Source organism: uncultured Caulobacter sp. (assembly GCF_937900395.1).
Classification (GTDB): domain Bacteria; phylum Pseudomonadota; class Alphaproteobacteria; order Caulobacterales; family Caulobacteraceae; genus Caulobacter.
On record NZ_CALCDX010000199.1, the window covers coordinates 26,257 to 38,859 of the forward strand.

At 66.0% G+C, this 12,603-nt stretch carries 13 protein-coding genes; 9 read left to right on the top strand and 4 right to left on the bottom strand.

The window, feature by feature from the left end:
- Positions 1-2: 2 nt before the first annotated feature.
- On the top strand, positions 3-584 hold the full coding sequence (locus tag Q0379_RS17685) for an NAD(P)H-dependent oxidoreductase (RefSeq protein WP_299014553.1): 582 nt from the start codon (positions 3-5) through the stop codon (positions 582-584).
- A gap of 6 nt (positions 585-590) precedes the next feature.
- Complete coding sequence (locus Q0379_RS17690) at positions 591-2,492, top strand: monovalent cation:proton antiporter-2 (CPA2) family protein (protein ID WP_299014558.1); 1,902 nt, start codon at positions 591-593, stop codon at positions 2,490-2,492.
- A gap of 2 nt (positions 2,493-2,494) precedes the next feature.
- Here the strand turns inward: Q0379_RS17690 and Q0379_RS17695 are convergent, their stop codons facing one another.
- The 3 genes from Q0379_RS17695 to Q0379_RS17705 all read right to left on the bottom strand — a co-directional run bounded on the left by Q0379_RS17695 (position 2,495) and on the right by Q0379_RS17705 (position 5,470).
- Complete coding sequence (locus Q0379_RS17695; RefSeq protein WP_299014560.1) at positions 2,495-3,544, bottom strand: helix-turn-helix domain-containing protein; 1,050 nt, start codon at positions 3,542-3,544, stop codon at positions 2,495-2,497.
- Positions 3,545-3,636: 92 nt separating this feature from the next.
- The gene (locus tag Q0379_RS17700) at positions 3,637-4,701 is read right to left on the bottom strand and encodes a fatty acid desaturase (RefSeq protein ID WP_299014563.1); all 1,065 of its coding nucleotides are present in this window, start codon (positions 4,699-4,701) and stop codon (positions 3,637-3,639) included.
- A gap of 94 nt (positions 4,702-4,795) precedes the next feature.
- The gene (locus Q0379_RS17705; RefSeq protein WP_299014569.1) at positions 4,796-5,470 is read right to left on the bottom strand and encodes an OmpA family protein; all 675 of its coding nucleotides are present in this window, start codon (positions 5,468-5,470) and stop codon (positions 4,796-4,798) included.
- A gap of 174 nt (positions 5,471-5,644) precedes the next feature.
- Between Q0379_RS17705 and Q0379_RS17710 the strand changes: the two genes are divergently transcribed.
- Positions 5,645-6,580 (top strand): 2-oxoglutarate and iron-dependent oxygenase domain-containing protein, encoded by a 936-nt coding sequence (locus Q0379_RS17710; RefSeq protein ID WP_299014572.1) that lies wholly within the window; start codon positions 5,645-5,647, stop codon positions 6,578-6,580.
- 54 nt (positions 6,581-6,634) lie between these two features.
- On the opposite strand, the gene Q0379_RS17715 is transcribed toward Q0379_RS17710, so the two are convergent.
- Complete coding sequence (locus tag Q0379_RS17715; RefSeq protein ID WP_299014575.1) at positions 6,635-8,212, bottom strand: ubiquitin-activating E1 FCCH domain-containing protein; 1,578 nt, start codon at positions 8,210-8,212, stop codon at positions 6,635-6,637.
- 116 nt (positions 8,213-8,328) lie between these two features.
- On the opposite strand from Q0379_RS17715, the gene trmD reads away from it, so the two are divergent.
- The 6 genes from trmD to Q0379_RS17745 all read left to right on the top strand — a co-directional run.
- Positions 8,329-9,051 (top strand): tRNA (guanosine(37)-N1)-methyltransferase TrmD, encoded by a 723-nt coding sequence (trmD, locus tag Q0379_RS17720; RefSeq protein ID WP_299014577.1) that lies wholly within the window; start codon positions 8,329-8,331, stop codon positions 9,049-9,051.
- A gap of 18 nt (positions 9,052-9,069) precedes the next feature.
- Complete coding sequence (rplS, locus tag Q0379_RS17725) at positions 9,070-9,462, top strand: 50S ribosomal protein L19 (protein ID WP_066681315.1); 393 nt, start codon at positions 9,070-9,072, stop codon at positions 9,460-9,462.
- Positions 9,463-9,763: 301 nt separating this feature from the next.
- Positions 9,764-10,729, top strand: coding sequence for a LysR substrate-binding domain-containing protein (locus tag Q0379_RS17730; protein ID WP_299014580.1), 966 nt, complete (start codon positions 9,764-9,766; stop codon positions 10,727-10,729).
- A gap of 291 nt (positions 10,730-11,020) precedes the next feature.
- The gene (locus Q0379_RS17735; RefSeq protein ID WP_299014583.1) at positions 11,021-11,488 is read left to right on the top strand and encodes a hypothetical protein; all 468 of its coding nucleotides are present in this window, start codon (positions 11,021-11,023) and stop codon (positions 11,486-11,488) included.
- Positions 11,489-11,646: 158 nt separating this feature from the next.
- The gene (locus Q0379_RS17740) at positions 11,647-12,138 is read left to right on the top strand and encodes an ATP-binding protein (protein WP_299014586.1); all 492 of its coding nucleotides are present in this window, start codon (positions 11,647-11,649) and stop codon (positions 12,136-12,138) included.
- Between the two features lie 283 nt (positions 12,139-12,421).
- Positions 12,422-12,603: PAS domain S-box protein (locus Q0379_RS17745; RefSeq protein WP_299014589.1), on the top strand; the 182-nt coding region annotated here is incomplete at its 3' end.

Below are 12,603 nucleotides of genomic sequence, written 5' to 3' on the forward strand. Positions count from 1 at the left end.
TGATGTCCGACGCTAACACCGGCTCGATGACGCCCGCCACCTCAGGCTTGCTTCTGGTGCTGGCCCACCCGGCGCTTGAACGCTCGCGCGCCAATCGCACCCTGGCCAAGGCGGCCAAGAGCCTCTCCGGCGTCACTTTCAAGGATCTGTACGAGACCTATCCGGACTTCGTGGTCGATATCGAGACCGAGCAGGCCGCCCTCGTGGCCCACGACGTCGTCGCCTTGCAGTTCCCGCTGTTCTGGTACTCGACGCCCTCCCTTCTGAAGGAGTGGCTGGACATCGTCTGGCTGCATGGCTTCGCCTATGGCGAGGGCGGCGAGGCGCTGAAGGGCAAGAAGCTGTTCGTGGCCTGCACCACGGGCGGCTCGGCCAAGGCCTATCACGCCCATGGCTATAATCGCTTCAGCATGGATGAATTCCTGCGTCCGCTGGAGCAGACCGCCCACCTGTGCGGGATGGAATGGGAGACGCCGTTCGTCGTGCATGGCGCATCCGTGAAAGACGACGCCGCCCTGAAGGCCGAAGCCGAACGCTACAAGGCGCGGGTGGCGTCGCTCTTGCCGGCTCGCGCGGAGGCCTAGGGACAGATGGAAAACTTCCTCACCCAGACCCTGGTCTATCTGGGCGCGGCCGTCGTCTCGGTGCCGATCGCCAAGCGGCTCGGCCTCGGCTCGGTGCTCGGTTACCTGATCGCGGGCGTCGTCATCGGTCCCTACGCCCTGTCGCTGGTCGGCGCCCAGGCCGACGTCATGAAGTTCGCCGAGTTCGGCGTCGTCATCCTGCTGTTCCTGATCGGCCTCGAGGTGCGACCCACGATGCTGTGGGACATGCGCAAGGCCATCTTCGGCTTCGGCGGCGCGCAGGTGGTGGGAACGGCGATCGCGATCGCCGCGGCCGCGCTGGCGCTGGGCTTGCCTTGGCAGACGGCGTTGGCGGTCGGTCTGGTGCTGGCGATGTCCTCGACCGCGATCGTTCTGCAAACCTTGGATGAGAAGGGCCTGAGGCAGGGTCCCGTCGGCCGCGCGGCGTTCGGGGTGCTGCTGCTGCAGGACCTGGCCGTCATTCCGCTGTTCGCCCTACTCCCGCTGCTGGCCACGGTCGCCCCAGCGGCTCACGCCGATGGCGGCCATGGCGGCGGAAACCTGGTCACCCACCTGCCCGTCTGGGCCCAGGGCTTGTCGGTCTTCGCGGCGGTCGCGGCCGTGGTCGGCGGCGGTCGCTACCTGGTGCGCCCCGTCTTCCGCTTCATCGCCAAGGCGCGCCTGCGCGAGATCTTCACCGCCTCGGCGCTGCTGATCGTCGTGGCGGTCGCCAGCCTGATGCAGATCGTCGGCCTTTCCCCGGCCCTCGGCGCCTTCCTGGCCGGCGTCGTGCTGGCCGAGAGCGAGTTCCGGCGCGAGCTGGAGACGGACATCGAGCCGTTCCGAGGCCTGCTGCTGGGCCTCTTCTTCATCACCGTCGGCGCGGGCGTCGACCTGCCGCTGATCGCGCGTCAGCCGCTGCTGCTCGTCGGACTCGTCCTGGGCCTGATGGCCCTGAAGTTCCTGGTGCTCTACGGCCTGGCCCTGCTGTTCGGCGCGCCCAAGCGCGGCGCCATGGCGGTGGCCGCGGCGCTGGCCCAGGGCGGCGAGTTCGCCTTCGTGCTGCTGAGCTTCACGGTCGGCGCCGGCGTGATCGGCGCGTCGCTGGCGGCCTTGCTGACCGCCGCGGTGGCCGTCTCGATGGCCCTGACTCCGGTGGCGATGATCCTCTACGAGCGCGTCGCCGCCCTGATGGACGCCGCTATCCCGGACGTCGTCCCCGACACCGGCGATTTCGACGAGAGCGAGCCGGACATCATCATCGCCGGCTTTGGCCGCTTCGGGCAGATCGCAGGACGCATGCTGTCGGCCAATGGGTTCAAGTCGACGGTGCTGGACAGCGATATCGAGCAGATCGAGCTGCTGCGCCGCTTTGGCCGCCGCGTGCACTATGGCGACGCCACGCGCCTGGATCTGCTGCGGCAAGCGGGCGCCGATCGCGCGCGGATGCTGATCGTCGCCCTGGACGACCGCGAAAAGACGGTCGAGCTGGTCGAGACCGCGCGCAAGGCGTTTCCAGATCTGATCATCCTGGCCCGGGCCTGGGATCGCCGGCACGCCTACGACCTGCTGGCCAACGGCGCCGACGCGGTCGAGCGCGAGACCTTCGAATCCGCCCTCGCGCTGGGCGCCACGGCGCTGCAGAAGCTGGGCTTCCGGGCTCACCGCGCGCATCGGGCGGCCGCCTTCTTCCGCCGCCACGATCGCCGGATGTTCGAGGAGCTGCGCCCCATGTGGGGCCAGGAGGAGGCCTATATCCTGGCCTCGCGCGACGCGGCCCAGACCATGGACCGGCTGCTGGACGCCGACCTGCACCGCATGCGCCCCGGGGACGCCGGCGGCGCGTGGGACACCGCCAGCCTCGACGAGGAACTGCGCGAGCGGGCCCAGCAGGAAGGCGCGGGATAGGGCTAGAGGTCGGCGCCATCCAGGGCGCGGAGCCAATCGGGTAGCCCTTGGCCGCGCGCCTGGGCGGCGCTGGCGTGCAGAGCCGCCGCCGCGCCGATCTCGCGCGCCTCGCCGGGCGCAAGCCCGAACCTGGCTTTGAACGCCCGCGCGAAGCTGGACCAGGCCGAGAAGCCGTGCCCCTCGACAACCTGGCTCAGCGGCAGGTGGCTCAGCGAAGGATCGGTCAAGGCGTCGAACGCCCGGCGCAGGCGACGATTTTGAATATGCTCGCGGACCCCGCCCAGCGGCGCGAAGAGGCGATAGAGCGAGGCCCGCGAAAGACCGAACCGCCGGCACAAAACCTCGGCGCCCAGATACGGATCGTCCAGGTTGGCGTCGATGAAGCGCCGGATGCGGCCCAGCTGCGATTCCGCGATCGCCGCCCGGGCGGCCGGATCGCCCGACGCCGGCATGGCCAGCCCGGCGAGCAGATCGATGGTGGTTCGTCCAACGATGGGGGCGTCGGCCATGGAGAGCTCTCCGGCAAAGCTCCATAGCGTCTCGACATGGCTCTTGAACAGCCGGGCCGCGGCGGTGTCGCGTCTCAGGACGCGACCATGAAGGTCGTCGAGGTCACGGTCGCGCGCCGCCAGGGCCTCGCGAGGAATAGCCAGATTGAAGTTTCCGCAGGCCTGAGCTTCCGAATGGAACGGCCGCGTCAGATCCAGCAGGCAGACGTCCCCGACCGAAGCCTCCACCTCGCCGCGGTAAGCCTCTCGGCGATCGCCGCCCTCGGCGATGATCTGGACGAGGATGAGGTCGAGACCGGTCGCGGCGACCTTCCTATGGTCGCGCCCATAGCTGTAGGTCCCGCCGCTCATGTGGGCGTAGCCCAAAAGCATGGGGCCGACGTTGACGCTGCTGATCCACAGATCCGGGCCTGACGCCGCGACGTCGCGAAGGCGAGTGTCGAAGACGGGGGCGATCGCCTCGGCGAAATCGGCGACGCCTTGCCGCCCCGGCGATACGCGGGTGCCAGCCTGGTGCCGGGGAAGCGACAAGGAAAGCGACATAGGACGCTCGACATGATGGCGACGGGAAAACATCGCCCCGCCACCGCATAGGTCTCATGCCGCCAGAACTTGGCCTTGTCGAGCGCTCACAGCTATTCGGCGGCGCGCGGCCCTTGAGAAACCGCGGCGGGCTTTTGCGCCACGCGGCGGAACAAGGCCGTCAGAGCCTCGAACAGGCCCTTCTGGGAAGCGCGATGATACAGCGAGTCCGGCGCCAGGGCTTGGGCCAACCGGGCGTGGGCCTTGCCAAGATTGTGGTAGGGCAGCTTGGGCAGCAGATGGTGCAGAGCGTGGTAGCGCAAGCCCACAGGCGCCCAGAGTTCGGACGCCAGGTTCGGCGGCGGGACATTGACCGAGTCCAGGAACTGCTCGTCCAGGCTCATCTTGCCGCCGTCGTTGTCCCAGTGGTGCGCGACCAGGGTCCGGGCCTGATTGACGAAGGTGGCCAGCGAGAAGATCGCCAGGCCCGTCAGCACGAAGCGGATCGGCAGCGCGCCGGCAATCGTCGCGGCGATCAGCCCCCACGACCACAGCCAGCAGGCGATGTCCTGGACCAGCCAGGCCGGGCGCATCTTGGCCATGTCCTCGCGCACGAAGTCGGGATTGATGATCAGGGCCGACAAGCGCTGCTTGAGCACGCGGCGCAGCGGCGGAACCAGAAACGACAGCGGGATGATGATCGCCGACCGGATCAGCACGCCGATCGGCGCCAGCAGGGCGACGAACAGGAAGCCGGCCAGCGACAGCGGCGTAAAGCGCGAGAGCGGCATGTACTCAGGATCCAGCGCCGTGCCGAACCGGTCCTTGACGTGGTGGACGTTGTGCACGCCCTCGTACATCAGCGACGGCGTCATCAGCGGCACGCCGACCAGAACGTTCCAGCCCACGCGGAAACCCGGCGCCTCGTCGTCGCGGATGTGGGTCAGCTCGTGAATGAAGCTCAGCGCGCGAAAGAGCGCCAGCACGCTGACCAGACCCGCGACCAGACCGACCGCCAGGTTCGACGTGGTCGCGGCCAGCAGAAAGCCGCCCCACATCAAGGCGGCCGATAGCAGCAGATCGACCCAGTAGACGGCCGCGTTCGGCGTCATCAGGTCATCGGTCAGGGCGTAGGCCTGCCGCGTCAGGCTGACGCTATCGCTCGCTGTCTTGGCCACTTCGCCCTCGCATTGCTCGAAGGTGACGACTTGGCGACGACAGCGGCGAAAAGCAACCGCTTCGTGCCCGTAAGGGCCCCGAAGCGGCAGAGACTTAACGCGTCAGGGGACGCAGGACGATCTCGACGCGGCGGTTCTGAGCGCGGCCCGCGGCGGTGGAATTGTCGGCGATCGGCTGGCGCTCGCCCATGCCCGCGACGAAGACGCGATCGGGCATCACCCGCCCTTGGTTCGTCAGATAGCCCGCCACGGCGCTGGCCCGGCGCTCCGAGAGAACCTGATTGTAGTCGTCCGGTCCGCTGGAATCGGCGTGGCCGACGACGTCGATCGTGGTCTGGGGATAGGCGTTCAAGGTCCGCGCCACGTCGTCCAGCACCCGCGTGAACTGCGGCTGCACGTCCGAGCGATCGACGGCGAAGGTCACGTCGCTGGGCATGATGAGCACGATCTGGTCGCCGTTTCGGCGGATCATCACGCCCGAGCCTTCCAGGCTGCGACGGAAATCGGCCTGCTGGCGATCCATGTAGTTGCCGATCGCGCCGCCAGCCAAGGCGCCGATCCCCGCGCCGATCAGGGCGTTCTTACGGCCCTGCTCGCCCTTGTTGGTGTTGGTCAGATAGCCGAGCAACGCCCCGGCGCCGGCGCCGGCCAGCGCGCCCGTGCCGGTGTTGTTGCGGACCGGCATGCCGGTATAGGGGTCGGTGGTCGTGCAGGCGGCCAGGGCGCCCGCGCCCACAAGAACGGCGGCCAAAGCAAACTTGCGCGTCATCGCAACCCTCGTACGTTTGTTGTAGATCAAGGTCTGACGGGCAAACGCCCGACTTATGGTCAAGTTCCCCTCCCGCGCCGTCGGCGAGACGAACGCTCTTCGCGTCCGTCGTCGCGCGGTGTAGTAAGAAGGAACTTACTCATTCAGAAGCTTGCAGACCCAAGGCTCGTCGACGTGTCCAACTCCGCCATCGCTCCGGTTTCCTTCTCGCTGTACGCGAAGGACTTCACGCGCTTCTCGCAAGAGCTCGGCGCGTCTTTCGAACGTTACGGTTTCGCGGTCCTGTCCGACTATGACCTGGATCAAGCGCGCATCGACGCCGCCGTCGACGCGGCCAAGGCCTTCTTCGCCCTGCCCGTCGAGACCAAGAAGCAGTACGCCGGCGTCAAGGGCGGCGCGCGCGGCTATATCCCGTTCGGCGTCGAGACCGCCAAGGGCGCCGACCACTACGACCTCAAGGAATTCTGGCACATGGGCCGCGAGCTGCCGCCCGGCCACCGCTTCCGCGCCCACATGGCCGACAATGTCTGGCCGACCGAAATCCCGGCGTTCAAGCACGACGTCAGCTGGCTCTACAACGCTCTGGACGGCATGGGCGGCAAGGTGCTGGAGGCGATCGCCACCTATCTGAAGCTGGACCGCGACTTCTTCTATCCGACTATCCAGGACGGCAACAGCGTGCTGCGCCTGCTGCACTACCCGCCGATCCCGCTGGACGCCACCGGCGTGCGCGCCGGCGCCCACGGCGACATCAACACCATCACTCTGCTGCTCGGCGCCGAAGAGGGCGGGCTTGAGGTCCTGGACCGCGACGGCCAGTGGCTGCCGATCAATCCGCCGCCCGGCTGCCTGGTGATCAACATCGGCGACATGCTGGAGCGCCTGACCAACCACGTCCTGCCCTCGACCGTGCACCGCGTGGTCAATCCGCCGCCGGAACGCCGCGGCTTCGCGCGGTATTCGACGCCGTTCTTCCTGCACTTCGCGTCGGACTACGAGATCAAGACCCTGCCCAACTGCGTCACGGCCGAGAACCCGGATCGCTATCCGGAGTCGATCACCGCCGACGAATTCCTTCAGCAGCGCCTGCGCGAGATCAAGCTGGCCTAGGCCTGATCCGGACGTCAGACATCAGGGGCGGCGGCCATCCGGTCGCCGCCTTTTCTATTTGGCGATCCGCAGCGACGAGATTTCCTGGGCGATCGACTTGAAGACAGTCTTCAGCTCCGAGCCGTTTGCCGGGAAATAGTAGTGCTGAGCGTCCGAGGCGCAGTACTTCAGCATGTTGACGGCGTTGGCGTCGTTTCCAACGTCGAACCCTATGGTGAAGATCGTCAGCTTCAACGCATCGTTATGCATGGCCTCGCACAGCTTGCGCGTCTGGCTGAACGCGTCTCCGTTGGTGGCTGTGCAGTTGATATGGTCATTAGCCGAGCCGCTGCCCGAACCCGCGTCCTTGGCGATCACCCCTTTGCAGTAGGGCGTGTTGAACGCGCCGTCGGTCATCAGCACCACCACCTTCACGAGGTCCTTGGTGTTGTAGGGCGCGGGGCGCTGAGTTTCGTAGGGCCAGAGATAGCCGAAGTTCGGCGAGACCATGTACCAGCCCCAGGCGAAGCCGACCTGGCCAGCCGTGGAGCCGCCGATCGAGAGGGCGTTGATCTGCTTCTTCAAAGCATCGCGATCGCTGGAGAGGGGCGTAATGCTGGCGCTGGGACAGGGATTTGAGCTTGGGGTCGGATAGTTTCGGCCCACCGGCGCGACGCTGGGCGCGATGTCGGTATAGGCGTAGGTCCCGGTCCGCTCGGTCACGCAGGTGCTGAGCTTGCGCGTCTCGTTCGTGAAGTTGACGCTGGTGAAGCTGAAGTTCAGGCACCCTGGGTTGGTGCTGGTGTCGCAGGACGCCACGCCGCCCGACACATATTTCGGCGCGCTGGAGGTGTTGGCGTTGATCGTGAAGGTGTTCGTGGACGCGGCGGTGACGCTGTAGGTATTGCCGTTCAGCAGGGTTGGCCCGGAAACGCCCGAGATCGTCACCTTGTCTCCGACGATGAAGCCGTGCGCATTGGAGGTCACGACGGCGGCGTTCGCCTTGCTGACGCCGGTGATGGCCCGCGCGGTGACCGGGCCGCGGACGGCTTCGGCGTATCCCCCTACATTGACCCCGACCGAATAGGGCACGATGGCGACCTTCGAATAGAACGGCGCCTGGTCCTCCTTGACCACGATGTCCACCAGGTCGGAGGCGCCGGTCTTCAGGTCGGCGATCCGTGTCCCGCTCATCGAGCCGGTGATGTCCAGCACCACCGCGACCTCCAGGTTCTTGGAGGAACGGATGACGTCGGACGTGGCGGTCACGTTGAAATCGGCGGAGGTCCAAAGATTGGCGATGATTGGCTTCACCGTCGCGGTGGCGGTCCCGACGATGTGGTTGCCCGTCCCGGCCTTGAAGCTGGCGTTCGACGCCGCGAGGCTGAGGTTCAAGCCCGCGGCTTCGGCGAGAAACGCGGGGTCGCCGACGGCTTCCAGCTCGGCGTCCGTCACCGCCGTCGAGCGCGCGGCGATCAGGGTGGCCGCGTCCAGCGCGTCCTGCATCTGGTGGCGCTGCAGGCTGATGCGGCCCAGGTCGATCAGGGCGAAGACCAGGATCGACAGCGGGATGGCCAGCAGCGCGAACTGTATGGCGATCGCGCCCCGGTCATCACGCCCGAGACGGCGGAAAAGGCGGGTAAGGCGCGACATCTGACAATCCAACCGAGGTCCCGGAACCTTGAACGTCCCTGGTGAACAAGCCGGTAACCCCTTGGGTAAATAAGCGGCCCTTCGACTCTCGCGCCCGCTGCGGCTAAACAGCGCCCATGCCGTTCACCGCCACCGTTCTGACCATGTTCCCCGAGGCCTTTCCGGGCCCTCTCGGCGTCTCGATGATCGGGACGGCCTGGAAGGAGCAGGATCTTTGGCGTCTGGAAACGCTGGACATTCGGGCCTTTTCCAAGGATAAGCGCGGCTTCCTCGACGACACCCCCGCGGGTGGCGGCGCGGGAGCCGTGCTCAAAGCGGACGTCATCGCCTCTGCGCTGGACAGCGTGGACGTCGGCGGACGGCCGCTTTTGTACATGAGCGCCCGGGGCAGGCCCCTGACCCAGGCGCGCGTAAGAGAGTGGTCGAAGGCGCCGGGTATCGTGGTGCTGTGCGGCCGCTTCGAGGGGGTGGATCAGCGGGTGCTCGACGCCCGCGGGTTCGAGGAGGTCTCGGTCGGAGACGCCGTGCTCGCCGGTGGCGAAGCGGCGGCGATGGTCGTGATCGAGGCGTGCGTTCGACTTGCCCCGGGGGTTCTGGGGAATATCGAGAGCACGCTGGAAGAAAGCTTCGAGGACGGCCTCCTCGAGCATCCGCAGTACACGCGACCGCGGACGTTCGAAGGGCTCGACATCCCCGAGGTGCTGCTGTCGGGCGATCACAAGAAGATCGACCAATGGCGCAAGCGTATGCGTGAAGAGACGACCCGCGAGCGGCGCCCGGATCTCTGGGAAGCCCACCTCGCCAATCAACAGGCAAAAGGCGACCCGAAAAACGGGTAAGCCCAAGGAGATTAGATCATGGCTGCGAATATCATCGCTCAGCTCGAGCAAGAAGAATCGGCCCGTCTGCTGGCCGCCCGCGCGATCCCGGACTTCCGTCCCGGCGACACCCTGCGCGTCAACGTGAAGATCAAGGAAGGCGAGCGCGAGCGCGTTCAGGCCTACGAAGGCGTCTGCATCGCCCGTCAAGGCGCTGGCGTCCACGAGAGCTTCACGGTCCGTAAGATCTCGTTCGGCGAGGGCGTGGAGCGTCTGTTCCCGCTGCTGTCGCCGAGCATCGAAAGCATCGAAGTCAAGCGTCGCGGCGTCGTCCGTCGCGCCAAGCTGTACTACCTGCGCGACCGTCGCGGTAAGTCGGCCCGTATCGCCGAGCGCGCCGGTGGCCCGAAGGCCGCCGCGACCGAAGAGTAATCTTCAGCGCATCGCGAAAGATCGAGGCCCCGGCGGAAACGCCGGGGCCTTTTTCTTTGGCTTGACGGCCTGAAGGATCATCGGGGCGCGAGCAGGCGCGGATACTTGCGAGGCGGGCACGGCGTGCGCAGAGCGCGCCAGAAGCCTTGGAGGCTTAGCAGCCAACCGAAAGAGCTTTCCTTATGGGTCTGGAGGGCGGTGTCCATCATGGCCGTCTTCCTATGCCTGAAACACATGGAAATTCGTCGTTCGGCGAACGGATGACAAACGCGGCCTCCTTGGCTATCCATAGGCTCCGCTTATGTCAGACATCCTCGCCCGCCTGCCCCTCAGCGCGATCCGCGTGTTCGAGGCGGCCGCTCGCCTGAAGAGCTTCACCCGCGCCGCCGGCGAGCTGGGCATGACGCAGGCCGCCGTCAGCTGGCAGGTGAAGGCCCTGGAGCAGAGGCTGGACCAGCCCCTGTTCAACCGCCTGCCGCGCGAGGTGACCCTGACGCCCGCGGGCGAGCGCCTGTCCCGCGCGGCGACCGAGGCTCTGTCGCTGCTGCGCTCCACCATCTCGGACCTCGTCGAGACCGAGGAGGGCGTGCTGTCCATCACGACCGTCCAGAGCCTGGGCGGCCAGTGGCTGGCGCCGCGCCTGGGCGAGTTCCAGATCGCGCATCCCCGCATCGCCGTGCGGTTGGAGGCCTCGAGCCGGGTCGCCGACCTGGCGCGCGAGGGCCTCGATGTCGCGCTGCGCGGGGGGCAGGGACGGTGGGCCGGCATGACCGCGCATTTCCTGGTGCCGGCCGTCCAGACGCCCCTGGTCTCGCCCCGCTTTCTGGAGCGGATCGGCGGGCTCTCTCGCCCCGAGGATCTGCTGGACGCGCCCCGCGTCGGCGTGGCGCGGGAATGGGAGGAGTGGTTTCACGCCGCCGGCGTCACCGGGATTTCCGACCGCCTGGCCCCGCGCCTGACCTCGGACGCCCAGACGCTGGAGGTCGCCAGCGCCTTGGCCGATCAAGGCGCGGCGCTGGGCTCGCCCATCTTCTTCGCGCGCGAGCTGGCGGAAGGACGCCTCGTCATGCCGTTCGACGTGGTGGCCCGTTACGCCGGCGGCTACTGGCTGGCCTATCCCAGCGAGCGGGCCCGGGTGCGCAAGATCGCCGCCTTCCGGGACTGGGTCCTGGCGCAGGCGGCGGCCGATCCGCTGATCGCGCGGTACGCCGCCATGGCCCCGCTGGAGACGGCGAGCGCCTCCCCTCTCGCTCGCACAAGCGAATGACCGGCCAAGCTTGCGTGCATCCGCACCAAGATTGACAAACCCTCGTTCCGTGAGATGATCAATTCACCCCCGGCGCTTGTCGCCCGGGCTTCCAGACCGTCTTCTTTCTAGCGGACGGCCCTCTTCGGGCGGAGCCCATCGGCCCCCGAAGGCTGAAAACGATGCTAGGGCGCGCCCAACCGCTGGCGCGCCCTATGTCGTTTCCACCTATCTCAAGTTGCGCTCCGTCAACGATGCGCTAGGCTCCTTGCACCTGTCCGGCCCACGAAGCTGGACATCCGGGGGAAGATGATGAAGCGTTTTGTAATCGTGGCCGCCTGCGGGTTGGCTCTGGCCGCGTGTTCGCCCAAACCCCAGGACATCAAAATCACCCCCGAGTTGCTTGGCGATTCCGCCAAGATCCAGTCCGTATCGGACCGCCTCGATCCCGCTGATCGCCCCGTCTTCGCGCGTTATCTGCTGTCGCGCGCCGCGGCCGCCTCGCCGATGGGGGCGCACGCCGTCTTGATCCTAGCGCCGGGCGGCAAGGACCCTGAGACGGTCGGCGAAGCGCTCGCCCTGACACGCAAGGTCATCGCTCTGGAGGCCGAACGAGACCTCAAGCAGGACGCGGCCTCTAAACAAATGGACGCCAACCAGGCCGGAATGGTGAACGGCGCGCCGGCGGAGGTCGAGGCGTACAACAACGCGGTCAAGGACTACAACAAGGCTGGCGAAGAGTTCGACGCCAAGCTGAAAGCCATGCAGGCGACGAAGTAGTCCGACCGTTTCGCCGCGCAAACGAAATAAACGTGCGCGGCGCCCGCCCCAGGCGTAGCCGCAGGGGCACGAACGCTCGCCACATGGCGATCGAACAAAGGATTCTGGGCGCTTCCTCGCTTTACGCGCCCGTCGCGAAGGCCTAGATGCGAGGCGCCATGACCCGCACAGCCAAGACTCTTTACGACAAGATCTGGGACGCTCACGTCGTCAGCGAAAACGACGGCGAGGCGATCCTCTATATCGACCTGCACCTGATCCACGAGGTGACGACGCCGCAGGCCTTCGCCGGCCTTCGCGCGGCCGGCCGCAAAGTGCGCCGTCCCGACCGCACGCTGGCCGTGGCGGACCACAACATCCCGACCGAAGGCCAAGCGCTCGGCGTGGATGCGGTGAAGGACGAGGAGCAGCCCCGCATCTCGCTCACCGCGGTGCAGCAGGAACAAAAAGTGGTGATGGTGGTGAGGGACAATGGCAGTGGCATAGCGCCTGAGCTGATGGACAAGATCTTCATCCCCTTCTTCAGTACCCGCAAAACAGGCAGTGGCATCGGCCTCAGCCTCTGCAAGCAGATCATGATGCTGCACAAAGGCACCATCAAAGTGCAGAGCGTGCCCGGCGAGGGAACCGCTTTTTCGCTTTTTTTCTGAGGTATTTATCTTACCCGGCAATCGTTATTATCCGCAGTCCCATAAAAAAGAGGCTTATCACTCTGCTGCACGATACCCGCTTGTCTTTTATACAAATGGGGATAAAAGTCAAATGCACGACAATCGGTCCGAACCCAAAAACGCATTTTACGCCAATTACTTAACTTTATAGAACAGCATTCCGCACAGCATTATGGGAAAACCAGGTTTGAAATCTACAGAACCGGATAAGGATTTGCTCCTTTTCCATTTCTCCCTGGAGAACCTCCACGAGGCTGTATTCATGATCGACTCCCGGTCAAACATCTTCCAGGTAAATGCCATGGCCTGCCAGATGACAGGCTACACAAAACAAGAGCTCACTACAATGACCATGGCCGATATCAACCCTGCTCAACCGGTGGCGGATTTCGAAAGCTTCTGGAAAAAGCTGAAGCGGGCCCGGAAACTCTCCTTCGATTCGCA

Excerpts from the sequence above, each read along its gene's own strand:
- Q0379_RS17685 (WP_299014553.1), top strand. The coding sequence starts at position 3 with ATGTCCGACGCTAACACCGGCTCGATGACGCCCGCCACCTCAGGCTTG.
- Q0379_RS17690 (WP_299014558.1), top strand. The coding sequence starts at position 591 with ATGGAAAACTTCCTCACCCAGACCCTGGTCTATCTGGGCGCGGCCGTC.
- Q0379_RS17695 (WP_299014560.1), bottom strand. The coding sequence starts at position 3,544 with ATGTCGCTTTCCTTGTCGCTTCCCCGGCACCAGGCTGGCACCCGCGTA.
- Q0379_RS17705 (WP_299014569.1), bottom strand. The coding sequence starts at position 5,470 with ATGACGCGCAAGTTTGCTTTGGCCGCCGTTCTTGTGGGCGCGGGCGCC.
- Q0379_RS17715 (WP_299014575.1), bottom strand. The coding sequence starts at position 8,212 with ATGTCGCGCCTTACCCGCCTTTTCCGCCGTCTCGGGCGTGATGACCGG.
- trmD (WP_299014577.1), top strand. The coding sequence starts at position 8,329 with ATGCCGTTCACCGCCACCGTTCTGACCATGTTCCCCGAGGCCTTTCCG.
- rplS (WP_066681315.1), top strand. The coding sequence starts at position 9,070 with ATGGCTGCGAATATCATCGCTCAGCTCGAGCAAGAAGAATCGGCCCGT.
- Q0379_RS17730 (WP_299014580.1), top strand. The coding sequence starts at position 9,764 with ATGTCAGACATCCTCGCCCGCCTGCCCCTCAGCGCGATCCGCGTGTTC.
- Q0379_RS17735 (WP_299014583.1), top strand. The coding sequence starts at position 11,021 with ATGAAGCGTTTTGTAATCGTGGCCGCCTGCGGGTTGGCTCTGGCCGCG.
- Q0379_RS17740 (WP_299014586.1), top strand. The coding sequence starts at position 11,647 with ATGACCCGCACAGCCAAGACTCTTTACGACAAGATCTGGGACGCTCAC.